26 protein-coding genes are annotated in these 23,343 nt (G+C 46.1%); 18 read left to right on the top strand and 8 right to left on the bottom strand.

From position 1 onward, the window contains the following. Window positions 1-81: 81 nt before the first annotated feature. Window positions 82-744 (bottom strand): TetR/AcrR family transcriptional regulator, encoded by a 663-nt coding sequence (locus ACZ5DR_RS02875; protein ID WP_377364294.1) that lies wholly within the window; start codon window positions 742-744, stop codon window positions 82-84. Window positions 745-873: 129 nt separating this feature from the next. On the opposite strand from ACZ5DR_RS02875, the gene ACZ5DR_RS02870 reads away from it, so the two are divergent. The 7 genes from ACZ5DR_RS02870 (at window position 874) to ACZ5DR_RS02840 (ending at window position 8,121) form a co-directional block, all read left to right on the top strand. Then, window positions 874-1,362, top strand: a complete 489-nt coding sequence (locus ACZ5DR_RS02870) for a DUF3237 domain-containing protein (protein WP_377364292.1) — start codon at window positions 874-876, stop codon at window positions 1,360-1,362. A gap of 52 nt (window positions 1,363-1,414) precedes the next feature. Then, window positions 1,415-2,515 carry an extracellular solute-binding protein gene (locus tag ACZ5DR_RS02865; protein ID WP_377364290.1) on the top strand — a complete coding sequence of 367 codons (1,101 nt, stop codon included), beginning with the start codon at window positions 1,415-1,417 and terminating at the stop codon, window positions 2,513-2,515. A gap of 108 nt (window positions 2,516-2,623) precedes the next feature. Beyond that, complete coding sequence (locus ACZ5DR_RS02860; protein ID WP_377364288.1) at window positions 2,624-4,258, top strand: carboxylesterase/lipase family protein; 1,635 nt, start codon at window positions 2,624-2,626, stop codon at window positions 4,256-4,258. 36 nt (window positions 4,259-4,294) lie between these two features. Then, entirely contained in the window at window positions 4,295-5,086 is a 792-nt protein-coding gene (locus ACZ5DR_RS02855; RefSeq protein WP_377364286.1) for a TorF family putative porin, read from the top strand. Window positions 5,087-5,214: 128 nt separating this feature from the next. After that, window positions 5,215-6,411: an ABC transporter ATP-binding protein gene (locus tag ACZ5DR_RS02850; protein ID WP_464543852.1), complete on the top strand. Its 1,197-nt coding sequence runs from the start codon at window positions 5,215-5,217 to the stop codon at window positions 6,409-6,411. A gap of 7 nt (window positions 6,412-6,418) precedes the next feature. After that, complete coding sequence (locus tag ACZ5DR_RS02845) at window positions 6,419-7,315, top strand: ABC transporter permease (protein WP_377364284.1); 897 nt, start codon at window positions 6,419-6,421, stop codon at window positions 7,313-7,315. Window positions 7,316-7,317: 2 nt separating this feature from the next. Further along, window positions 7,318-8,121 (top strand): ABC transporter permease, encoded by an 804-nt coding sequence (locus ACZ5DR_RS02840; RefSeq protein WP_377364282.1) that lies wholly within the window; start codon window positions 7,318-7,320, stop codon window positions 8,119-8,121. 83 nt (window positions 8,122-8,204) lie between these two features. Here ACZ5DR_RS02840 and smpB read toward each other — a convergent pair whose 3' ends face one another. Continuing rightward, window positions 8,205-8,684, bottom strand: a complete 480-nt coding sequence (gene smpB / locus ACZ5DR_RS02835; RefSeq protein WP_377364279.1) for an SsrA-binding protein SmpB — start codon at window positions 8,682-8,684, stop codon at window positions 8,205-8,207. Between the two features lie 158 nt (window positions 8,685-8,842). On the opposite strand from smpB, the gene ACZ5DR_RS02830 reads away from it, so the two are divergent. Genes ACZ5DR_RS02830 through ACZ5DR_RS02820 form a run of 3 tightly spaced genes read left to right on the top strand, consistent with a single transcriptional unit; the run spans window position 8,843 to window position 10,914 of the window. Further along, entirely contained in the window at window positions 8,843-10,201 is a 1,359-nt protein-coding gene (locus ACZ5DR_RS02830; protein WP_377364277.1) for a sodium-dependent transporter, read from the top strand. A gap of 1 nt (window position 10,202) precedes the next feature. Continuing rightward, on the top strand, window positions 10,203-10,631 hold the full coding sequence (locus ACZ5DR_RS02825) for a type II toxin-antitoxin system RatA family toxin (protein ID WP_377364275.1): 429 nt from the start codon (window positions 10,203-10,205) through the stop codon (window positions 10,629-10,631). Further along, window positions 10,624-10,914: an RnfH family protein gene (locus ACZ5DR_RS02820; protein ID WP_377364273.1), complete on the top strand. Its 291-nt coding sequence runs from the start codon at window positions 10,624-10,626 to the stop codon at window positions 10,912-10,914. Before ACZ5DR_RS02825 ends, ACZ5DR_RS02820 begins: the two co-directional genes overlap by 8 nt. 5 nt (window positions 10,915-10,919) lie before the next feature. On the opposite strand, the gene ACZ5DR_RS02815 is transcribed toward ACZ5DR_RS02820, so the two are convergent. Next, the gene (locus ACZ5DR_RS02815) at window positions 10,920-11,237 is read right to left on the bottom strand and encodes an outer membrane protein assembly factor BamE (protein ID WP_377364271.1); all 318 of its coding nucleotides are present in this window, start codon (window positions 11,235-11,237) and stop codon (window positions 10,920-10,922) included. 69 nt (window positions 11,238-11,306) lie between these two features. Between ACZ5DR_RS02815 and fur the strand changes: the two genes are divergently transcribed. Beyond that, window positions 11,307-11,717, top strand: coding sequence for a ferric iron uptake transcriptional regulator (fur, locus tag ACZ5DR_RS02810; RefSeq protein ID WP_377364269.1), 411 nt, complete (start codon window positions 11,307-11,309; stop codon window positions 11,715-11,717). A gap of 14 nt (window positions 11,718-11,731) precedes the next feature. Here fur and recN read toward each other — a convergent pair whose 3' ends face one another. After that, window positions 11,732-13,402, bottom strand: a complete 1,671-nt coding sequence (recN, locus tag ACZ5DR_RS02805) for a DNA repair protein RecN (protein WP_377364267.1) — start codon at window positions 13,400-13,402, stop codon at window positions 11,732-11,734. Window positions 13,403-13,585: 183 nt separating this feature from the next. Here recN and grpE point away from each other — a divergent pair, with 183 nt between their 5' ends. From grpE to dnaJ, 3 genes are all read left to right on the top strand, one after another. Continuing rightward, the gene (gene grpE / locus ACZ5DR_RS02800) at window positions 13,586-14,155 is read left to right on the top strand and encodes a nucleotide exchange factor GrpE (RefSeq protein ID WP_377364265.1); all 570 of its coding nucleotides are present in this window, start codon (window positions 13,586-13,588) and stop codon (window positions 14,153-14,155) included. Window positions 14,156-14,256: 101 nt separating this feature from the next. Further along, a complete protein-coding gene (gene dnaK, locus ACZ5DR_RS02795) occupies window positions 14,257-16,176 on the top strand; it encodes a molecular chaperone DnaK (RefSeq protein ID WP_377364263.1) in 1,920 nt (639 codons plus the stop codon). 115 nt (window positions 16,177-16,291) lie between these two features. Continuing rightward, window positions 16,292-17,422, top strand: coding sequence for a molecular chaperone DnaJ (gene dnaJ, locus ACZ5DR_RS02790; protein ID WP_377364261.1), 1,131 nt, complete (start codon window positions 16,292-16,294; stop codon window positions 17,420-17,422). Window positions 17,423-17,458: 36 nt separating this feature from the next. Here dnaJ and ACZ5DR_RS02785 read toward each other — a convergent pair whose 3' ends face one another. Next, window positions 17,459-18,070 carry a uridine kinase family protein gene (locus ACZ5DR_RS02785; RefSeq protein ID WP_377364259.1) on the bottom strand — a complete coding sequence of 204 codons (612 nt, stop codon included), beginning with the start codon at window positions 18,068-18,070 and terminating at the stop codon, window positions 17,459-17,461. A gap of 122 nt (window positions 18,071-18,192) precedes the next feature. Here ACZ5DR_RS02785 and ACZ5DR_RS02780 point away from each other — a divergent pair, with 122 nt between their 5' ends. The 3 genes from ACZ5DR_RS02780 to ACZ5DR_RS02770 all read left to right on the top strand — a co-directional run bounded on the left by ACZ5DR_RS02780 (window position 18,193) and on the right by ACZ5DR_RS02770 (window position 20,745). Further along, window positions 18,193-18,765 (top strand): hypothetical protein, encoded by a 573-nt coding sequence (locus ACZ5DR_RS02780; RefSeq protein WP_377364257.1) that lies wholly within the window; start codon window positions 18,193-18,195, stop codon window positions 18,763-18,765. Between the two features lie 9 nt (window positions 18,766-18,774). Then, window positions 18,775-19,110 carry a DUF3392 domain-containing protein gene (locus tag ACZ5DR_RS02775; protein ID WP_377364255.1) on the top strand — a complete coding sequence of 112 codons (336 nt, stop codon included), beginning with the start codon at window positions 18,775-18,777 and terminating at the stop codon, window positions 19,108-19,110. Window positions 19,111-19,374: 264 nt separating this feature from the next. Continuing rightward, the gene (locus ACZ5DR_RS02770; protein WP_377364253.1) at window positions 19,375-20,745 is read left to right on the top strand and encodes a glyceraldehyde-3-phosphate dehydrogenase; all 1,371 of its coding nucleotides are present in this window, start codon (window positions 19,375-19,377) and stop codon (window positions 20,743-20,745) included. Between the two features lie 73 nt (window positions 20,746-20,818). Here ACZ5DR_RS02770 and ACZ5DR_RS02765 read toward each other — a convergent pair whose 3' ends face one another. Beyond that, entirely contained in the window at window positions 20,819-21,589 is a 771-nt protein-coding gene (locus ACZ5DR_RS02765; protein ID WP_377364252.1) for a TSUP family transporter, read from the bottom strand. A gap of 198 nt (window positions 21,590-21,787) precedes the next feature. Between ACZ5DR_RS02765 and ACZ5DR_RS02760 the strand changes: the two genes are divergently transcribed. Beyond that, window positions 21,788-22,072 (top strand): hypothetical protein, encoded by a 285-nt coding sequence (locus ACZ5DR_RS02760; protein ID WP_377364250.1) that lies wholly within the window; start codon window positions 21,788-21,790, stop codon window positions 22,070-22,072. A 71-nt stretch (window positions 22,073-22,143) separates the two neighbouring features. On the opposite strand, the gene ACZ5DR_RS02755 is transcribed toward ACZ5DR_RS02760, so the two are convergent. Next, window positions 22,144-22,680, bottom strand: a complete 537-nt coding sequence (locus tag ACZ5DR_RS02755; RefSeq protein ID WP_377364249.1) for a DUF501 domain-containing protein — start codon at window positions 22,678-22,680, stop codon at window positions 22,144-22,146. 7 nt (window positions 22,681-22,687) lie between these two features. After that, window positions 22,688-23,098, bottom strand: a complete 411-nt coding sequence (locus tag ACZ5DR_RS02750; protein ID WP_377364248.1) for a hypothetical protein — start codon at window positions 23,096-23,098, stop codon at window positions 22,688-22,690. Between the last annotated feature and the right edge of the window lie 245 nt (window positions 23,099-23,343).

Genomic DNA, 23,343 nt, shown 5'->3' with positions numbered 1-23,343 from the left:
TTGCCAATTCTATAGACTGGCAAGCAATTCAGACTTTGTGTGGAAATACGAGGTCTTTCCGTCATCACTGGTTGTCCGAGATTAGTTAAGTATCCAAGGTTTTAGCAATGCGCTAATCAGTTCGCGCAAATGCAAAACCAGTTCTTCGCGTGTGGCGAAATGTCCGCCAACGTATTCCTGAAATTCATGAGCACTGATGCAATAAATGATGCTGGCAACTTGCTCAGTTGGGCAGTCGGGCGAGAGCTGTTGACTGTTAATCATTTTGTCAAAAGCACGCAGCATTTGTTGTGAGTAAAAACTACGCTCAGATTCCAATCCTTCAATCCGGTCATGCTCTTCAGGCAAGAGTAATGACGCGGCTAATATTTCACGCCACATGTGTATGTCGATGGCTTCGTTTTCAGGGTGTAGTGCACCTAAGATGATGTTGCTGAGATACACCACGGGATCATCTGATGGCATTTCAATCATTCGATCAATGGCTTCGGCGGTTAATTCCCTTTCATCTGCGAGTAAACCAAGCAGGACAGATTGCTTCGATTCGAAGTAGTTATAAAACGTAGCAATCGAGACATCGGCCTTTTTACGAATTTTGGTAATGGTGGCTTTTTCGTATCCCAATTCAGAGATCAGTGAGCGCGCCGCATTCAAAATGTTGCGGTGAATGGTTTTAGCTTTGAGCTGACGCTTACTTAAAGTCTCAGTTTCCTGATTACTTCCACTCGCTTTTGACGTGGTCATTTTGACTCCCATAAAAAACTAAAAATAGAATGCATTCTGCCTATTGTTTAAAAATAGAATGTGTTCTAGTATTTTTAGTGTAACGCATTCTACTTTTTATTACTAATGAAAATCGAGGCACACATAACAATGAGTCAACATATCGAGAAAGCATTGATGGCACCAGATGATTCTGGCCGTTTCCAAGTGGAGCTGGCGTTCCGCGTTTATGTCGAACTAGGCCCGACAGAAGACATGGGTAAAACCCATGACGGGTGTCGTAAGAATTACCCCATTACAGGGGGCTACTTTAAAGGTCCAAATATTTCTGGGGTTGTGATTCCAGGTGGCGCAGATGTGTCATTAGAGCGCAATGATGGTGTGGCGGAGATTGGTGCCGTATATCGACTAAAAGCGGATAACGGGCAAATTATCCTGATTGATAATCAAGGTATTTGGCGATCGGCGCAGCCTGAAGACGGCTCAAAAGACGGACATTATCTACGTACTAACCCCAAATTTATCGCTCCAGAAGGTCCACACGATTGGCTAAATAAAAGCATGTTTATTGGCACAGTTGATGACTTTGAGGGGGAGAACACCCTCATCGTTTCCATGTATCGCGTATCGGGAAGTTGATACTCATTTATTAAACCGACATAACAAATTGAATCGCAAAAAAGGAACACAAATGATGAAAAAAATTAAAAGCGTTTCACTGTCTGTCCTGCTGTCATTAACGACGCTACCTGCCATGGCCAAGGACGACACATTACATTTATACAGTTGGGCCGGAATTTTTGATAAGCAGGTATTAGACGGTTTCACCGAGCAAACAGGCTATAAAGTACAACAAGATAACTACAGCTCTGACGCCATGTTGGAAACCAAGTTGCTGTCAGGGCAAGCTGGATACGACATCGTAATACCTTCCGCTGTGCCGTATTTGCAACGGGAAATTGCCGTAGGTGCCATGCAAAAGTACGACCCGGCGAAAGTGCCGAATATGAAAAACCTCAATATTGAAATGCGCTATTTGCTGCGACAGTCCGATCCGACTTTAGAGTACGCAGCTATTGCTGCATGGGGCAGTACAGGACTCGGTTTGAATAAGAAATTGATCGGCCAGCATTTGGATTTAAGTACCGCTCCAACCAATAGCTGGGGCTTGATATTTGAGCCGCAGTACGCGCAGAAATTACAAAAGTGTGGCCTTTATTTAGTCGATTCTGCATTTGATGTGATCCCAGCAATGGCCGCGTACCTCAATCTTGATCCAACCAAGATGGATAAAGAAACCGTTGATAAGGTGATGGAAAAACTGTCTGAAATTCGTCAGTACGTGTACTTGGATACGGGTAAATTTGAAACCGATATGGCGAATGGTTCTGCTTGTGCTGTATTGGGGTTCTCTGGCTCCATCACTCACGCCAATATGATTGCGCAAAAAGCTAATAATGGTGTCGAGCTGGATTACGTTATTCCGAAAGAAGGCGCTATGGCGTGGATGACAACGATCGCGATCCCAAATAACGCTCCGAATTCAGAGGCTGCGAATGCCTTCATGAATTACCTACTTGAACCTAAGGTTTCGGCGAGAATGTCGATGCTTACTGGCTTCCCAACCCCTGTCGAAGGCGCAAAAGCCTACTTGCCGCCAGAAATGGTGAATAACCCTATGTTGTACCCACCCGAAACGACGCTAGCGCGTTTGTTCATGGGAGGGCCATTAACGGCTAAGCAGAGTCGTTACTTACAGCGTAAGTGGTCTGAGTTCCGCAGCGCGCAATAGTGTAAACGCGCTTATACCTTAGTGCCTGACACGTTAGGCACTTTCTCTAACTTTTAAAAAATATGCTAGTTGCCGTGGCAGGGATTGCTGCGTCTATTTGAGGTGAATATGTCTGAGGTGAAACTAACCGGTGTTGTGATGACCAGTACCGGTCCTATTGTCGGGAAAGTGCTTGAAAGTGGGCGTGTGTCTAGCTTCTTGGGGATTCCTTACGCACAGCCGCCAATCGGTGCGTTACGTTTTAAGGCAACACAGCCGGTTAAACCGTGGCAAACACCGTTTGAAGCGACGCAATTTGGTTCGCCATCGCTACAAATGATGGGAGCTGAACATGAAGTTGCCGACTTTATTGATGAAAATACCCCAGTAGGGGAAGGTTATTTTGGTTCAGAAGACTGCCTAACGCTGAATGTGTGGAAGCCAGAAAATGAGCAAGCCAAGCGTCCGCTGTTTATATGGATTCATGGTGGCGCAAACCACATGGAGGGGAGCCGAAGTCGAATGTACAACGGCGAAGTCATGGCTGAGCAGGGCAATATTGTTTTTGCCTCGTTAAATTACCGCTTAGGCATGATGGGGTTTATGGATGTCAGCGAGCTAGGCGGAGAGGACTACTTAGGATCATCTTGTAACGGCTTAATGGATCAACTAATGGCAGTTGAGTGGATCCTATCCAATGCCGAAGCGTTTGGCGCAGACCCAGGTAATGTCACGATCGCAGGAGAATCAGCAGGCGGGATGGACATCAGTTGGTTGCTGGCGAGTGGTCGTCTTAAGGGCAAAGTTAAACGTGCCATCCTAATGAGTAATGTTAAAGGACCGGCCGGATTTGGCGAGGCTCCGAACAAACTATCCCGCCACGATAAGCGTTTCTCTCAGACTATCGCGAAGCAATTTATGGCGCGTCTTGGCTATGACTCGTTCGAAGTTATGCAAGCCGATGCGGCGCAAAATGTGTTTAACCGTCTTGCAAACAGTGTGACGGGAGAAGATCACCTATTTGATTTAGATGGGTTGTTTTACCCCTGTGTAGATGAGGTGTTTTCAGATAACGAACCGTATCGTGCCATTCGAGCAGGAATGTTGGATGGGATCGATATTATGTTGGGGTATACCAACTATGAGGCCGGTCTTTGGGTCATGGCGGAAGAGGCCATGTTAAATTGGCCCGCCCAAAAAATGGCGGACCTTTATGGCAATCTTAGCGATCGCGTAAAAGAGAAAGTTGTCGCTCAATATCGGACGTTTCACCCAACGCTTAGCGAAGGGGAGTTGGGGCTTATGATCATGAGTGACTGTGGCTTCGTGAGCCCCATCACGTGGTTTGCAGAGGAGATGTCGGCACGTCAAAACAAGGTTTGGATGTATCGATTTGACTGGGAAGTGAATAGCACATTCAAGGCCATGCACTCCTGCGAGTTGCCATTTTTCTTTGGTCGTCCGAACGACGAGGCGGCCTGTGAGCTCATTCAAGCACCGGCGAATTCTGAGCAAACACAAGAGCGTGAAACCTTATCCCAAGCATTCTTCCAGCGAGTGCTGTCGTTTATTCATCATGGCACACCGAATGCCAACCCAACCATCAATTCATTGAATTGGCCTTTATACGAATCCAATACACGAAGCGTCATGCGTTTCGATCTCGACTGCGAAGTCATTCAACAACCCAATAAGGAGAAACACAATTGGTGGACAGAGCATGTCTACGCACCACTTATGAACCCAACTAATGAAAGCGCTTAAAACAAACATATAACGATTAATCCATGAGGAAATATCATGAAGGAACTAAAAAAAATTGTTTTACCGGCTTTGCTGATTTCATTAACTACTTCTCAGGCATTTTCTGAAGAGGCGAGTGACATTAACTTAGCCGCCGCCCAGACGGGTAAATTGGCGCCGCCTAATGATGGTGCTTTGATTCTCGGTATGTCTTTGACCAGTAACTATATTATCGGTGGCAATACACAGACCAATAATAAGCCGGCCTTTCAACCATTTATCGAGTACAACGCGCCTCAAGGTTATTACTTAGGGGCTTGGGGATCGAGCGGAATTTGTGACTGTGCGCATACCCCTTACGGTTTGTATAAAGTGGATGAAAATGAGTATGAGTACGACATATATGTAGGTTATCGAGCACGTTTAACTGAGCGTCTGAATGTAGATCTGAACGCATGGCGTTTTGCGTACGACGATACTGGTCATTTCGGTAACACCTTGAACGCTAAGGTTAATTATCGCCTGACACCAAAATTCGATCTCGGATTATTGGTGAAGTATTACACCAACTTTGATAACACTTTGTTAAGCCAGCAAGCGAGCTATGCACTCTCAGAGCAATGGCGCGTGTCAGGGGCGTATGAGGGTTGGACTCAATCAAAAACGACCGGGGCTATTAGCCAAGATAGCAGTGATAGAAACTGGAATGTCGGCATTTCAAAGCAGTTAGATCGAGCGTGGTCTTTGGATGTGCGTGCCTACGGGGCTAATTTCGCAGATGTTTGGACTGGTGAAGATGAAACGCGATATGTGATGACGGTAACTGCCATTACAGACTTGCTTCACTGATTCAACTTTTGATTTAAAGATTCAACTTGACCCTTTTGTGGCTAAACGTAGAGGCCATGAGTTTTACCCTTTTAACGAATGGTATCCGCCTTTAGAGGCAAAAGTGGTCAATTTGGTTGGAGCTTAATATGTCTACAAACGCTTCCAACCTCAGACGTTTAGGAAAAGTTATGCTGGCTTTAACAGAAAAATCGGTAATTAACTCGGCAGGCCAGTTTGGCCGCGACACAGAATCTCGTACTCCCTTAATTGAAATTCGAGGCATTTCAAAAAGCTTCCATAGCTTCACGGCAATCAATGATTTGTCTCTCAATATTTATGAAAAAGAGTTTTTTGCACTACTTGGGCCTTCTGGCTGTGGCAAAAGTACTTTGTTACGAATGCTAGCAGGCTTCGAGACGCCTACTTCCGGTCAGATTTTATTAAACGGTGAGAATATGGTGTCGATTCCTCCAGAAAAACGCCCAATAAATATGATGTTTCAGTCCTATGCTTTGTTTCCACACCTTACCTTGGAGCAAAACATTGCGTTTGGTTTGAAGCGATTAAATATGGCGAAAGACGAGATTCATTCCCGTGTGGCCGAAATGTTGTCGTTGGTACAAATGGAAAAGTTTGCACGCCGCAAGCCCGGACAAATTTCGGGGGGGCAGCGTCAACGCATTGCGTTAGCTCGTTCCCTAGCACGACGCCCCAAAATGTTGTTGCTTGATGAACCCATGGCGGCACTCGATAAAAAATTACGTCGCGAAACCCAACTTGAGCTGATGGATATCCAGCATCAGCTGGGAACCACTTTTGTAATAGTGACGCACGATCAAGAGGAGGCGATGACAGTAGCCAATCGTATTGGAATCATGGATCACGGTCATCTTGTGCAAGTTTCAACACCGTTAGAAACCTACGAGAACCCAGTGAGTCGTCATGTGGCCGAGTTTGTCGGGGATACCAATGTGTTTTGTGGGCACGTCAATGCGGTCAAAGAATCAGGATGGCAATTTTGCCTCGATAAAGTAGACACCGTTCTGGTTGCACCGGAACTGACTGGTGTTCCTTCCGGAAATATAAAGTATCTCAACGTTCGTCCGGAGAAAATGGCTGTCAGTCGAGATTACGAAGAAGACAGTTCTAATTACTTAAAGGGCACTATTATCGATGTCGCTTACCTTGGCAACCTGTCAACGTATTACGTGGATGTGGGCCTTGATAAACCTGTTTTGGCGCAAATGACCAACAGTCAGCGATTACACACAGAGCATTTTGCGGAAGGAGATGTTGTGTGGGTGTCATGGTATCCGCAAGACGGACAATTGCTGGTGCGCTGAGGTGAATATGAGCAAGTTATTTTACAATCGTTGGGTCTTAATCGGCATTCCATATGGCTGGTTGCTACTGTTTTTCATAGCGCCTTTATTCATCATTTTAGGTATTTCGCTGTCTGATCCAGCTTTCTCTATTCCACCCTATACGCCGATTTTGGAAGTGCAGCGTGGTTTGGAAGGTGTCTGGCAGTATTTATCTGAGTTGGACGTCGAGAACTTTATTACTGTCTTTCAGGATAGGGTCTATTTTGCGTCCTACTTGAATAGTCTAGAAATGGCGGCCATTACTGTTTTTTGGTGTCTGATAATTGGTTTTCCAATTGCCTACGGGATGTCCTGTGCTCCAGCATCTTGGAAACCCAAGCTTATCATGGCTATCAATCTAACGTTTTGGTGCTCGTTCTTGATTCGTATTTATGCATGGATGGTATTGCTCAGTAAAGAAGGAGTCATCAATCACTTGTTGATCGCATTGGGGGTGATTGATACTCCTCTAACGATCCTAAATACAAATTTTGCCGTGTATTTGGGGTTGGTGTATGCCTATCTGCCTTTGATGATTTTTCCTGTTTTTGCAACGTTGGAAAAACTCGATAATAGCGTATATGAAGCCGCAAGAGATCTCGGTTGCAGTCACACAAAAGCATTTTATTTCATTACGTTACCGTTAAGTCTTCCCGGGATCTTGGCTGGATGTTTTCTCGTGTTTATTCCCGTGACAGGCGAGTTCATTGTACCAAGCCTGTTGGGTAACTCTTCAACGCCCGTGATTGGACGTGTGCTATGGACTGAGTTCTTTACCAATGGTGATTGGCCTATTGCGGCTGCGATTTCAATCTTTTTGATGATGTTTTTGGTGGTTCCGATCATTCTGTCGCAAGTGTTTAAAAAAGATAAGGAGGCATAAAAATGCATCGTAAATTTACTTGGTTCAGCCTCACATCTTTGGGCATTGGCTTGGCATTTTTGTATTTGCCTATTTTAACTCTGGTTATTCTGAGTTTTAACGATTCGACTATGGTGACTGTCTGGACGCACCCATCTACCCGCTGGTATGAAACCTTGTTTACCAATGGCTCTTATTGGGGCCCTGCTTGGGTCACGATACGTATTGCATTGGTCGCGTCGACATTGGCGGTCATTATGGGAACACTAATCAGTTGCGTAGTCGTCCGCATGAAACGTTTTAAAACAAGACCCATTTTTTTGGGGATGACGATTGCGCCTTTAGTGCTGCCTGAAGTGATTACAGGGTTGTCTTTGATGTTGATGTTTACCGCTTTTCATATTGATCGCGGCTATGCCACTGTGATCATTGCTCACACCACTCTTGCGATGTGTTTTTCATCGGTGATTATTACAGCGAGAATGTCGTCGTTAGATTTATCTACCGAAGAAGCGGCAAGGGATTTAGGATGCGGGCCTATTTCTGCATTTTTACATGCGACATTACCGGCGATTTTACCGGCTATTGTGTCGGCCTATTTGTTGGCGTTTGCAATGTCTTTAGATAACTTGGTCATGACGACGTTTACGACAGGGCCGGGGATTACAACGTTGCCTATGCGTATTTACTCTGAGGTGACGACCGGTATTAAGCCTGAAATTAATGCGCTCTCGAGTATGGTTATTTTAGTTATTGCCATGTTTGTGTTGACGAGTTCATTAGTGACTAAATACTCAGCTAAGAAAGAGGCGTTGAGTTTCCCTTAGTGATGTGTGCTTGAAAAAGCACTTTCTCACAAAGGTGGGCGTCTCCACCTTTGTGAGCTTTTTATATATCAATCACGTTTGCCTTAGATTTTCGCCTTCATTAGGCGCTCTTTATCTCGAGCCCAATCACGTTCTTTGGCAGAATCCCGTTTGTCGTGATCTTTTTTACCGGTCACTAGTGCTACTTCACATTTGATCTTGCTACCTTTCCAGTACAATGCCATGGCCGCACAGGTTTTGCCTTTTTGCTCTGTGACCTGGATGATGCGGTCGATTTCACGACGGTGCATCAGTAATTTGCGCATGCGCAAAGGTTCGCAGACTACGTGGGTTGAGGCACTTAGTAAGGGCGTGATGCGGGCATTGATCAGATAGGCTTCATTTTGGTGGATGATGACATAGCTATCCACCAGTTGGGCTTTGCCTTCACGGAGGCTTTTTACTTCCCAGCCGGCCAACTGTAGGCCTGCTTCGAACTTCTGATCGATGAAGTATTCATGGCGCGCGCGCTTGTTAAGGGCGATGGTGCCTGAACTGGGTGATTTTTTCTTTGCTTTACTCATAGACGAAAATTATACGGTCGATAGTTGGAAAAACCTATGCTTTTCTTGAGGTATGCGTCCTAATGTAAGAAAATTCCACTCTTTACACAATTGCAGGACGAGCTGTGTCTTTGCACAGGCGAGCAATCTACTACTCCTGAAACAATAGAGCGTAATGTATGCCCGAGAGTCGCTGTTTACAAGGTATCTGGTCCAGTCCCTGGATATTTATTTTTGCCGCCGCAGGTTCTGCGATTGGTTTAGGTAATATTTGGAAGTTTCCTTATATGCTGGGGACTAATGGCGGCGGTGCGTTCTTGTTTATTTATTGTGCCTGTTTGTTGCTAGTGGGGCTGCCAATGTTAATGGCTGAGGTGGCATTAGGGCGTACGGTACGATCAAACCCGGTGGATACGGTCAATGATTTGGCTGAGCGTCATGTGATCCATCGTTTTTGGGTGGCGATTCCTTATCTGGCGGGCGCGACGGGGCTGCTCATTCTGACTTTTTACAGTGTGATTGCTGGTTGGGGATTCGCTTACGCTCAACGGGCAATGACAGGTGCTTTGCAAGGGCTGGATATGGTTCAGTCCCAAGCAGTATTTGATGACTTCTTGGCCTCGCCTGTTGAGATGATTTTCTGGCATACCTTGTTTATGGGGCTAGTAGTGCTGTCTGTCGGGCAGGCGGTGACCCGTGGTTTGTCGAATGTGGTGCGGATTCTTTTGCCCGTTCTCATTGTGACTTTGTTTATTCTGGCGGTCTATTCCATGGTGATGGGGGCAGGTGCAGATGCGTTGCTCTTTTTGACCCGTTGGGATTGGAGTGGGTTTACCTTTGATGTGGCCTTGTCTGCCATTGGGCATGCGTTATTTAGCTTAGGGGTTGGGTTAGGGGCAATGTTCTCCTATGGCGCATACATGAGTAAGCGTATGTCCATCGCTAAGGCTTGTACGATTGTCGTAGGGCTGGATCTGATCGTTTCGATTTTGGCGGCATTAGTTATCTTTCCGCTGACGTTTAAGTTTGGCTTGGATGTGGCAGCGGGTCCGAGTTTGCCTTTTGTTTCCTTGCCTCTGATTTTTGGCGCTTTGCCGGCAGGGCAGGTGATTGGGTTGTTATTTTTTGCGCTCTTAGTTTTGGCTGCGCTAACGTCAGCTATTTCTATGATGGAGTTGTTTGTGGCTTGGCTCCATGAGCGTTTTTACACTGGTCGTCTAAAAGCAGCCTTTACTTTAGGTCTTGGTGTTTGGCTGGTCGGTGTGGCAGTGGTTTTGTCCTTTAACCATTGGGACGCGAAATTGCTGTTTGGTTTGAATTTATTTGAAATCATCGATCAGCTGACCTCTTTTATTATGTTGCCTGTGGCGGCCATTGCTTTGTCAATCTTGGTCGCATGGGTGGTGCCGAAAAAGATGCTGATGAACGAAATGTTGGTTAAGAACGCTACGCATTTTCGTTGGTGGTACACTACGTTAAAATACGTGAGTATTCCCGCTGCGATTCTTATTACAGTGGCGGGATGGATAGGAGCTTAGTTTGAGTCATATAAAAAGGTTTGCTCATGTGAATTACAGTCAACGTCAGATGTTTGACTTGGTAAACGATTTTGAGCAATACCCGCAATTTCTACCGGGCTGTTTGGGTGCACGAACCTTGTCTCAAAGTGACAAAGAGATCGTGGCCACATTAGAGGTAGGTAAAGGTCCTGTGAGTCAGTCGTTTACGACACGCAATATTCTTACTGAGCCTGAGAAAGTAGAAATGACATTAGTGGAAGGGCCGTTTAAACGTTTGCATGGTGTGTGGACGTTTCAGCCTCTGTCTGAAACCAGCTGCAAGATCGAGCTGAGTATCGATTTTGAGTTAAAAGGTGTACTGAAGTTTGCCTTTGGTGGTGTATTTGGTCAGGTGACCAATGCCATGGTGGAAGCGTTTAGCGAGAGAGCAAAAGTCGTATATGGATAAGATCCGCGTCGAGGTAGCCTATGCGTTGCCCGAAAAACAAAAAATCGTAGCTTTGGATGTCGAGGAAGGCTGTACGGCAATGGAGGCAGTTCGTCTGTCAAACATTGATGCGTTTTTTCCTGGTTTGGATTTGACTGCGCCGAAAATGGGGATCTTTGGTAAAGCCATTCGTAATCCAGAGGAGCATGTATTGCGTCCTGGCGAGCGTGTGGAAATTTATCGAGAGTTAAAGGTTGACCCGAAACAGGCTCGAGCCAACCGCGCAGCAAAAACGTCTAAATAAAACGATTACTTTTGCTGGATACTTTGCAGTAGGCCGCTGTCAAAGGTGAGTGTTAGGTGTTTTACATCACTTAACTTGCTGTTCTCATCGGTGTAGAGGCTAGTGAATAAGTAGTGCCACTCGTCGGGTTTGAAGGTGTCTCGCACCATTGGCGTGCCGAGAACGTAAATAACCTGAGATTCGGTCATTCCGATTTTGAGTTGCTCCACTTGTTCTGTTTTAATGACGTTGCCCTGTTCAACCGCTGGTTTGTAGGGTTGCGGTAGTAGGCTGCAAGCACTGAGAGTGAAGAGTGCTGAAAGCAGGAGAATCGTTTTCTTCATTGGTAAAATCCTTTGTTTGGTGAGCCAATGATAAAGTAATTATTAACAAGATCGAATAGAGAATGACTCATGAGCAGTGAAAATCAAGAACTAAAGAAAGCAGGACTGAAAGTTACGCTACCGCGTGTGAAAATTTTACAGATCCTTGAAAATGCAGGCGACCATCATATGAGTGCGGACGATGTGTATCGTACTTTGTTGGAGCAAGGTGAAGACGTGGGCTTGGCAACCGTTTACCGTGTGCTAACCCAATTTGAAACTGCGGGTTTGGTGGCTCGTCATCACTTTGAAGCGGGTACTGCGGTATTTGAATTGGCGAAAGGCGATCACCACGATCACATGATTTGTCTAGAAACAGGGAAAGTGATTGAGTTTGTTGACCCTATCATTGAGAAGCGTCAACACGAAATCGCAGCCGAGCATGGCTACGATATCGAAGATCACAATCTGATTTTGTACGTTCGCCCTAAGAAAGGCTAAGCGTGTAACGCTCTCTATTGGAGTTGTACGTTACCGAGCATCTCTTGCGCATGAGCGAGAGTTTGCTCGGTGAGCTCCAGTCCCCCTAATAAACGCGCAATTTCTTGCGTTCTATTCATTTCCGCAAGGGACTCTACTTTAGAGCTGGTAGCATTGTTTGCCACGCTTTTACTTACCCGCAAATGCTGATGCCCTTGGGCCGCAACCTGTGCTAAGTGTGTCACACAGAAGACTTGCCCTCGTCCGCCCACTGCACGCAACATGCGTCCGACGACTTCTGCAATGCCGCCACTGATGCCCACGTCTACTTCGTCAAATACGAGTGTTGGAATCACGGATGTATTAGCAGTGACAACTTGGATGCCTAGGCTGATGCGTGACAATTCACCACCGGAGGCAACTTTTCGCAATGGTTGAGCAGGTTGTCCTGGGTTCGAAGCAATCATGTATTCGATCTCTTCAAAGCCGTTGGCGCTGATGTGTTCTAGGGGTTGGCAATGAATGTAGAAACGCGCATAAGGCATGCCTAATCCGTGAATTTGCTCCTCAACTCGTTGAGCCAATTCTTCTTTTGCTTGCATGCGTTTTTCAGTCAGCAAGGTGGCGCTGGTAGTAAGCTGCTGGTAGCTTTGCTCTTCTTTCAGTTTAAGGGCTTCAAGGCTTTCTTCACCACCAGAAAGCTGGTCTAGTTCTGCTTCCACTTCATCACGCAACAGTAATAGACCTTCTGGGAGTACCTTGTGTTTGCGCGCTGTGTCATAGATGTCTTCTAAACGGCTTTCGATGGCTTGCAAACGCTCGGGATCTTGCTCAAGGGTGTCCTGGTAATGGGTTAAGCTAGAAGACGCTTCTTCCGCTTGAATTAGAGCTTGGTTCATCATCTCTAGGGCGTTTTCGAGCTCTTTTGTTGGCGGCTCAATACTACTGGCTTGTTGAATGGCTTGATGTAGCATGGAGCACACATTGCCTTCATCGCTTTCTCGTAGGATGGCGCTGGCGTGATAAGCCTTGTATTGAGCGTCAGCAATGTTGGACAAGAAAGACTGCTCTTGTTCAAGGGACTCGATTTCGCCTTCCTTTAAATCAAGCTGAGACAGCTCTTCTGCTTGATAGGAGAGTAACTGTACTCGCGCTTCCATTTCAGTGGAGCGGTTTTGCTTGGCGTGCAATTCCTCACGTAGCTTTTTCCAGGCGCTGTATTCCGATTGCACTTGACGGGCAAGCTCTGTCAGCTGGCCATACTCGTCTAATTGTTGGCGTTGAGCGCTGCGTTTTAATAGGGACTGGTGTTCGTGTTGACCATGAATGTCCACTAGAAAGCTGCCGGCCTCTTTTAGGTCAGCAAGGGTGCAAGGGCGTCCATTAATGTAGGCTTTAGAGCGACCTTCTTTGGTGATGACCCGGCGCAGTATGCAGTGATGATCGTTTTCTAAATCCCGTTCTTCCAGCCAGTCTTGTACGTCTGGATAGTTGCTTATCTCAAAGGTGGCGCTGATATCGGCTTTCTTTTCCCCATGTCGAACAACCCCTGCATCGGTACGCCCACCTAAGCATAATGATAAGGCGTCAACCATGATGGATTTGCCGGCACCGGTTTCCCCTGAAATGGCGGTCATGCCATTTTTGAGCTCAAGATCTAGAGAGTCAACAATGGCGAAATTTGAGATGGCGATACTGGTTAGCATGAGATGCTCCTGATACGGCGAAATAGATATGGTTATTTATACAGTAGTTGGTTGTTTTTTGACAAGTGGGGCGTAAAGAAATTATTTCCGTAGATTTAATGGGGGTTAGGTGTTGAAAGGTTAAAAGGTGTCCCCATATAGCCCACACAGACAGTGATTACTTCCTGTTATTTGGAGATGAAAATGAGTGATCAGCCGAACAAAGCTAACCAAGAAGTCGAGCAGGACGAACTGCTAAACGAAGAGGAAGTCGCAACGGCCGAAGAAGGTCTTGAGGAAGTTCAGGAAGCGGGTGCTTCTGATGAGCTCGCTAAGGCGCTTGAAGAAGTCGCGACCTACCGAGAAGCTGCATTACGTGCTCAAGCAGACGCGCAAAACGTGCGCCGTCGCGCTGAGCTGGATGTTGAAAAAGCACACAAGTTTGCGTTGGAAAAATTCGCCAAATCGGTGATTACCGTAGCCGATAACTTGGAGCGTGCTTTGTCTTCTGCCGCGGAAGGGTCTGAAAATGATCCAATGCGTGAAGGAGTTGAATTGACGTACAAAGACCTAGTGGAAACCTTGGCTCGTTTTGAAGTTGTAGCCGTTGATCCGCAGGGTGAACCGTTCAACCCAGAATTACATCAAGCGATGACAATGGTGCCTAACCCAAATATGGAACCAAATACCGTTATGGATGTGGTTCAAAAAGGTTACACGCTGAATGGCCGTTTATTGCGCCCAGCGATGGTAGTGGTTTCAAGTGCTGCCTAAAAAACTGTCATTTTTTTGACACCGGGCTCTTGAAATTAAAATCACTGCACCCAAATACAGAATTATCGAAACGAACAACGAATTTTTACTGGAGATAAACCATGGGCAAAATCATTGGTATTGACTTAGGTACAACCAACTCTTGTGTTGCTGTCCTAGACGGTGACAAATCTCGCGTAATTGAAAACGCAGAAGGCGATCGCACCACCCCATCTATCGTAGCATTCACTGAAGACGGTGAGACGCTAGTAGGTCAGTCTGCGAAACGCCAAGCGGTAACAAACCCAACGAACACTCTATTCGCTGTTAAGCGTCTGATCGGTCGTCGTTTCCAAGACGACGTGGTTCAAAAAGACATCTCTATGGTGCCTTACAAAATCATCAGCGCTGATAACGGTGATGCATGGGTAGAAGTGAAAGGCGACAAGAAAGCGCCACCACAAGTATCTGCTGAAGTTCTTAAGAAAATGAAGAAAACAGCAGAAGACTACCTAGGCGAAAAAGTAACAGAAGCCGTTATCACTGTACCGGCTTACTTTAACGACTCTCAGCGTCAAGCAACGAAAGACGCAGGTAAGATCGCTGGTCTTGAAGTGAAGCGTATCATTAACGAGCCAACTGCTGCGGCGCTAGCCTACGGTCTAGACAAAGCGACTGGTGACTCTACGGTTGCTGTTTACGACTTGGGTGGTGGTACGTTTGATATCTCTATCATCGAAATCGCTGACGTAGATGGCGAGAAGCAATTCGAAGTATTGTCGACTAACGGTGACACCTTCCTAGGTGGTGAAGACTTCGACATGCGCGTTATCGAATTCTTGGCTGCAGAGTTCAAGAAAGAGACAGGTATTGATCTACATAACGACCCATTAGCGCTACAGCGTCTAAAAGAAGCGGGTGAGAAAGCGAAAGTTGAGTTGTCTTCTTCTAGCCAGACAGAAGTGAACCTTCCTTACATCACGGCTGACGCAACAGGTCCTAAGCACCTTAACGTTAAATTGACTCGCTCTAAGCTTGAGTCTTTGGTTGAAGATCTAGTGACTAAGTCCCTAGAGCCTTGCCGCCAAGCACTAAAAGATGCAGACCTATCTGCTTCTGACATCGACGAAGTTATCCTAGTTGGTGGTCAGACGCGTATGCCTCTTGTACAAGAGAAAGTAACTGAGTTCTTTGGTAAAGCGCCTCGTAAAGACGTGAACCCAGATGAAGCCGTTGCAATCGGTGCATCGATCCAAGGTGCGGTACTTGCAGGTGATGTGAAAGACGTACTTCTTCTAGACGTGACGCCTCTTTCTCTAGGTATCGAAACAATGGGCGGTGTCATGACTCCGCTTATCGAGAAGAACACGACTATCCCAACTAAGAAGTCACAAGTATTCTCAACTGCGGAAGATAACCAGAACGCTGTAACGATCCATGCCCTACAGGGTGAGCGTAAACAAGCGTCTCAAAACAAGTCTCTAGGCCGTTTTGACCTTGCAGACATTCCGCCAGCGCCACGTGGTGTGCCACAAATCGAAGTGAGCTTCGATATTGATGCCAACGGTATCTTGAGCATCTCTGCGAAAGATAAGGCGACTGGTAAAGAGCAGTCTATCGTAATCAAAGCCTCTTCAGGTCTAAGCGATGATGAAGTGGAAAAAATGGTAGCAGACGCAGAAGCGAATGCTGAAGAAGACCGTAAGTTTGAAGAGCTTGTACAAGCTCGCAATACTGCGGACGGCATGATCCACGCTACGCGCAAAACTCTGACTGATGCGGGTGATAAAGCGACTGCAGAAGAGAAAGAAGCGATCGAAAAAGCGATCACTGATCTTGAAGCTGCGCTAGAATCTAACGACAAAGATCAGATCGAAGAGAAAACTAATGCGTTGACTCAAGCGTCTGGCTCTCTAGCTCAAAAACTATACGAGCAAGCTGATGCAGGTGCTGCCCAAGGCGGTGCTGAAGAAGCGGCTGGTCAGAAGCAAGACGATGCAGTGGATGCTGAGTTTGAAGAAGTAAAAGACGAGAAAAAATAAGCCAAAAGCTTAGTTTTATCGTCGTCCCGAAGGGACTATGCAAAACACGGGACGCCACCGTGTTTTGCTGTCTTCGGGCTAAAGAGCTCACTCTACAGATTCAGGAAACCCTGCAATGAGTAAACGTGATTATTATGAAGTACTTGGTGTAAGCCGAGACGCGGACAAAAAAGACATCAAAAAGTCTTACCGTTCGTTAGCCAACAAGTACCATCCGGACAAAAATCCGGATAATCCAGAAGCACTGGATAAATTTAAAGAAATCGCCGAAGCCTACGAAGTGCTGTCTTCTGATGACAAGCGCGCGGCCTATGATCGCTTCGGACACGAAGGCGTAAATGGCCAGCCGGGTGCAGGCGGCTTTGGCGGTGGTGCAGGCGGTTTTAGTGACATCTTTGGTGACGTATTTGGCGACATCTTTGGTGGCGGCGGCGGTGGCGGACAAAGTCGTACCCGTCGTGGCTCTGACTTACGTTACACCCTGGAGCTTGACCTAGAGCAAGCAGTATGGGGCTGTGAAGAGAAGATCCGCATTCCAACCCTTGTGGAATGTGAAGTATGTGATGGCTCTGGTGCCAAACCGGGTTCTAAGCCGAAAACTTGTGGCACCTGTGGCGGTGCTGGCCAAGTGCGCATGTCCCAAGGTTTCTTCTCAGTTCAGCAAACCTGTCCAGAGTGTCATGGTCAAGGCCAGATCATCTCTGATCCGTGTAACTCTTGTCACGGCCAAGGTCGTAAGCAAGAGTACAAGACTCTGAATGTTAAGATCCCAGCTGGGGTTGATACAGGCGATCGCATTCGCCTATCAGGGGAAGGGGAAGCCGGAACTCATGGTGGACCAGCGGGTGACTTATTCGTACAAGTCTCCGTTAAACCTCACGCGATTTTTGAGCGTGATGGCGCTAACCTATACTGCGAAGTACCGATCAGTTTTGCTACGGCAGCATTGGGTGGCGAAATTGACGTGCCGACTTTAGATGGTCGTGTACGTTTGAAAGTCACACCAGAATGTCAGACTGGTAAATTGTTCCGCTTGCGTAACAAGGGTGTTAAGCCTGTACGCGGTGGCCCAGTAGGGGATTTGATTTGTCGTGTACAAGTTGAAACGCCAGTTAATCTGACAGATCGCCAAAAAGAATTGTTACAAGAGCTGGCAGACAGCATGGGGGATGATTCAGATCATTCGCCAAAGCAAAAGAGCTGGTTTGACGGTGTGAAGAAGTTTTTTGAAGACATCAAAAAATAGTCACACTGACATCTTGTCTTGAATCAAAAAAGGAGCCTATCGGGCTCCTTTTTCCGTTAATAATGACTCAATATAATGGCGTAATAAATTCGCCGCATTGGTGAAGCTATTATTGTTCGGAATAATGAAATCTGCTTTGTTGCGAATCTCGATGGTTTTTAATGATGCTTGGCGAACATGGCGCATGTAGCGGCTGGTCACCTCATTAACATTACGTCCGCGCTCGGCGATATCGCGCTTCAATCGACGTACGATGGCGATGTCCATGTCGGTGTCGACAAACAAAAGGTAATCGACAGCATCGCGGATAGCGGGATCTTGAAACATCATGTGCCCTTCAACCAGTACGACTTTACTCGGCTCAAGGTTACGATAGCCAACTCGCTTGTGTTGGGAGTGATCGTACACAGGGATTTCGTTGGGCTGCTCTTGGTTTTTGCAGTTGTGGATAGCAAGGGAGATGCTTTCCAAATCTAACGAGTTTAGATCATCAAAGTTATAAACATCAGGGTCAATGCTGCCGCAGCCTTTGTAGAAACTATCCTGACAAATTATGGTCAGTCTATCTTGTAAGCCTTCTGCTAACAGTGAGCATAGACGGCTTTTGCCGCTACCAGAAATGCCGGTTACGCCAATTACGAGTGCCATGGGCTACCTCAAATGGATAAGTGGTTTACAATGAAGTATGGAATATGGCGCTATATTATCAAAGAAAGGTAAAATCCGCTTCCTGACTTTTTGGTTAAAATTAGATTTAGGTTTGTTGAAACATGTTTTTTTATCGAGTTGCGTTGCAAGTGTTTACGCTAATGTTGGGTTTAGTGAGCGTACAAAGTTTTGCGCAAGAGCAGACCGAGCCAGAACCTGTGGTTGCCCCCAGCTATGCTAAAGGAGCAGAGCTATTTGGTATTGGGTTTAATGACCTATCAAAGTCTTCCTTTGAAGCGCACCTTAAAAAAATGGGCTTAGAGCCTTATCCGTCCTATCGTGCTGGAATTGCCAGCTATAGCTTAGGAAAAGAGGGCATATTAGGAATTCGTGAACTGACTGTGCGTTACAACACGTCTAATTTTGTTGAGAAGGCTACCATGTCAGGTGTGGTCGAGAGTAAAGAAAAGCGGGCGAGTTTGGGTAATGTGTTAGTTAAAAAATATGGCCAGCCTGATGTAGGATTTGTCCGCGATGGCTTTGGGAGAGCCCGTTGGTTATTGTCCGATGGCACTGAGATTGAACTTCACAACACCACCTTTGATGTGTCCGTTTTATATGTGGATACGCGTCCTGCTCGAGAACAAGCCTCTGGCCAAATTGACGTTGAGGCGCTGATGCGCCGTGCTCGGTAATGCTTCTTCATGATTAATGTGCTTTATGATCTTAACGCCTCTTTGGCGTATAACTTACGACCTTATCTACAGGATATTTCCCTTGCCTTGGTGGCGACGCTTTTAGTCATTTTCGGTGATCATGTTAATGGTATGCTTAAACGTGCCGTGGCCAATTGGTTCTTCCTTGCCCGTATTGGTGCATTTGTTTTGATGTGTACCTTCGGATATGGCTTTTTGACTTTATGGGGACAGCCTATGGTGTATTGGTTGCTGACTCATATAAGTTCGGTATATCTCCCTAGTTTTATCCTTGCTTGCTTCTGTCTCTTAGGTTTTTTGGCTGAACGAAAGCGTTACGTGTAAAAAATTTAAGAAAGTTTCCACCAGTTTCTGTTAGTAAATTACGTAACTTTATTAGATTAAAAGGGCTTAAAAACCGACTTTTATATGTATTGTTGTTATTTAATAACAGACCTTTCAGAATTACGTTGTTTTCATAAAAAATCGCCTTAAATGCACGATTTTAAAGGGTTTTTGTTGTCGAGCTACAATTTGTTTTTGCCATTTTGAATGGGTAAACTGCGCCCAAATCGTTAGAAATCGTTTGTTTTTCTCGGGGGCAGATACATGGCAAACACTTGGATAGAAACCGTATCAAAAGTTGAATCAATGATTCCTCTTTTGGGTAAGTTAGGTCGTGAGCAGTCAGTTAAAGTTCAGTTAGCTGGACAAACACTTATGTCTGACTCTGTCACAGGATTAGTGGCTCTTTTTGATCAATATCCTGAAATCGATCTAGCACGTGTATATCAAGTGTTGGAGCAACTGATCGAAGGCAACACCGCCAACACAACCGTTGAGTTGGAAGAAGTATTTGCTGCTGCAGATCTTGAGACACTAGCGGGTAATGCTGTGGCGGGATCTACAACGCCTGTTGTGCTGTACGGCTTCGGTCGAATCGGTCGATTGCTTGCTCGTCGTATGTGTACTCTTGGCCATACAACGCCAGGTATGCACCTAGCCGCAATCGTTGTACGTAAAGCCTGCGACAATGATCTAGCGAAACGCGCTAGCCTACTTAAATTTGATTCAGTACATGGCACCTACGAAGGTGTTGTTAAAGCTGACGCAGAAAACGAACAGCTCATTATCAATGGTCAGCCCGTTAAAGTGATCTATGCATCGGATCCAAGCACTGTTGATTACACAGCATTTGGTATCAACAATGCCTTGCTTGTTGACAACACAGGCCGCTGGCGTGATCACGATGGCTTGAGCGTGCATCTTGCTCGCCCTGGCATCGAGCGTGTTGTGCTGACTGCACCTGGTAAAGAGATGAAGAACGTTGTGTTCGGTGTGAACGACAGCGACATCAATTTTGATGACAAAATTTTGTCTGCGGCATCTTGTACCACCAATGCTATTACTCCGATTCTTTCTGTATTGGAAGCGAAATACGGCATCGAATCTGGTCACGTAGAGACAGTTCACGCTTACACCAACGACCAAAACCTAATTGACAATGTTCACAAAGGTGATCGTCGTGGACGTGCAGCAGCCATGAACATGGTTATGACAGAAACTGGCGCAGCAAAAGCCGTTTCTAAAGCCATCCCTTCCCTAGAAGGCAAGCTAAGTGGTAGCGCTATCCGTGTTCCAGTGATCAACGTTTCTATCGCAGTGTTAAGTCTTAATCTAAAGGCTGGTACTTCCGTCGAAGAGATTAACGAAGTGCTGAAAAATGCTTCAGCAAGCGCTGCCTTGGCAGGTCAAATCGGTTTCAGTGCCGAATCTGATGCTGTTAGCTCGGATTTCATCGGTAGTGAGCAAGCAGGAATCTTGGATTCACTGTCTACAAAAGTACGTGGTAACCAAGCGACTCTATACGTTTGGTACGACAACGAATACGGCTACAGCTGCCAAGTGGTTCGCCTAATGGAAAAACTAGCCCAAATGGCGCTGGTTGAAGGTGAGACCGTGGCAAGCGCAGCCGCATAATGACCGGACACATTTAAGCATGTGTGTTAGTTCGGCGACCCTCGGGTCGCCGTTTTTTTGCCTGCGTGTTAGCTTAACTAGACAGTAATAATTTCGTGGAGAGAGCGATACACATGAGTATCACTAATGGGCGAATGAGCTTTGCACCTTTCGATATCACCAGTCGTGAGCCGACTTGAGCCCCAAGCCAGCTTCCAATCCCCATTAGAATTCCCAGCCCCCAAAGTACGTGACCGCTGAAGCTAAAAATGATCAATGAAGAGGCATTACTGGTGGCATTTAACACCTTGGTATGAGCCGTGGCGGAAACAATTGAATAGCCCATGAAGCAAATGAATGCGGTAGAGAAAAAGGCCCCGGTGCCTGGGCCAATCAGACCATCATAAAAACCAAAAGTCAGTCCTGCTGCAAACGCAAATTGCGTCATTGTTAGTTGCTTAAACTTGGCGATGGCTGGCTGTATCTTGGGTAACAGCCAAAAGAAAATAGCGACGCCGATGAGAATTCCAGGGATCACTTTAATCAACAGATTACTGTCTAGGTAAGACACCAGTAACGTGCCTGACACGGAGCCAATGGCCGTCATTATGATCGGGACTTTTAAGGAGTTTAATGACACCGCTCCGGTTCGAACAAAATGATAAGAGGATGATAGCGTCCCAGCGCTTCCTTGAAGCTTGTTGGTTGCTAAGGCTTCGACGGGAGACACTCCTGTGGCAATAAGTACGGGGACAGTAATCAAACCGCCACCGCCTGCTAGGGCATCTATTAATCCGGCAACAAAGGCCGTAGCAAAAAGGGCTATCAATGCCCAATAGGGAATATTCGGAAAAAGCCAGTCCATGTGCAATCCTCTTGTGTAAACTTAATCAGATAGGTGAATGTCTTAGTATTCTAAGATGCCAGCCTAAACTTTGGGAATGGAAAGTGTTGTTTATTGCAGCAAATAACATTACGTTTTGATACATGTGGTAGCTTGAGCATTGACTGCGAACTGGCTACTGTAAGGAATACAGTGTTCGTATCACAAAGGGTTTACAGAATGGCTAAACAACACGCAGAGGTTCAGCAGGACGACTTTATGAAGTTCGGTGGCGAGCGTCCGAGTTACCTCGATATCGAGGATGAGTTGATGGCTTTAGGCGGCCATGGCGTTACTGGTAATAATTTTAAAAAAGAAGTGTTAAAACTAGCGGGCTGGACCGGTGGTGCCTTAACCACTTACGCCCAACGCCCAGCAGTTGCCTGCAATGCATTTAATAAGGTGCGTGAGATTCTTCCTAAAGTATCGAGCCCAGATGAGCTTCGAGCAGCACTGAAAGGGTGACCTAAAGAGTTTTGTCTTAATCAAAATAATAAGGCCAGCAATTGCTGGCCTTATTATTGTCATAGGGTCGTTTAACGACTGTAGGCTTGACGCGCTTCGGCGTCGGCAATATCTCGGATGCCATATTCTTCATCTAATATCTTACCAATGATGTTTTCTCCGGCAAGGTGATGTCCGTATTGCATGTGTAAGCAGCGAACCTGATCCCAGTTTTTAATGCCGCCTATGCCTAAGGTTTCAAACAGGTGAGTGAAGCCTTTTTCTTCAATAATGGCTTTATGTTCCTGGCTCATGGCATCCCAACGGCGCTTCACATAATCCTCGTGGGATCTATGGTAGGCAGCACGGAGTTCTTCATCGTCTTTGATACGTTGCTCAAGCTCTTTTACGACACCTTGGCTTTCGATGCGCGCAAGGGCTTTATCAATGGCGCTGCTGGAGAGCCAAAATAAAGTTGGAAAAGGTTGGTCAAAGACCCAGGTTTCCATTTCAAGAACTTGGGGAACACCATCGGGTGAGTAATGTGCAACGCTGCGAATTCCGCTAGGTGTGCGACCTAATTGCTGAGTAATGATGTCAATATCAGCTTGAGATAGGGTACTAGTCATGAAGAGTTTAAATTGTAAATGCTGGGAAGCTTGCTGCGAATTGCTGAATCCATTCGGCAGCCGCTTCGTTATAGTTTAAGCGTCGGCCTTGAAACTTCGCCTGTCGGCGATAGTGCTCGATCTGTGAAAGCTGTTCTACCATGCGGACACAGTAACAGTCTTCTTTGTTAGGGAATTCGATAGCGATGCGATATTCGTCCCGCTCATTGTCACACCAAGCGATGCGCCCAACAACACAGAAATGCGGGTCAATTTCTTCCAATGTTATGCGTACAGATGCGCCCGTTTGAAAAGCGCTAGAGGCTAAGTAGGTAATGCCTACAAAGCCGTGCCGATCTGTGCCTACAGTCGGAAAAGACTGATCCTCAATCACTTCGATGTTTAAGGGTAAGTCTTTTGGATGTGCAACAAATTCCATCGCGACAAGCCAGTTCTATGTAATTAATTGGTTTATCGGCCAGACAGCCATAAGGTTTAAAAGAAAGCGAATTGTACGCTTTTTAATCTGGCTGTACAGACGAAATTTAGGATAAATTCCACGGTCTAAATAATTTTTCACTATTGGTATCTGAGCCTCACGTAAATCCCACTAGAACAGGCGTGATAAGTACCCATTATGGGCTGAAAAATTCAGGCCAGTGGGAATTTCATCCTAACCTATTA

The organism is Marinomonas vaga (assembly GCF_055388305.1).
This window is presented reverse-complemented; position numbering and strand designations above follow the sequence as displayed.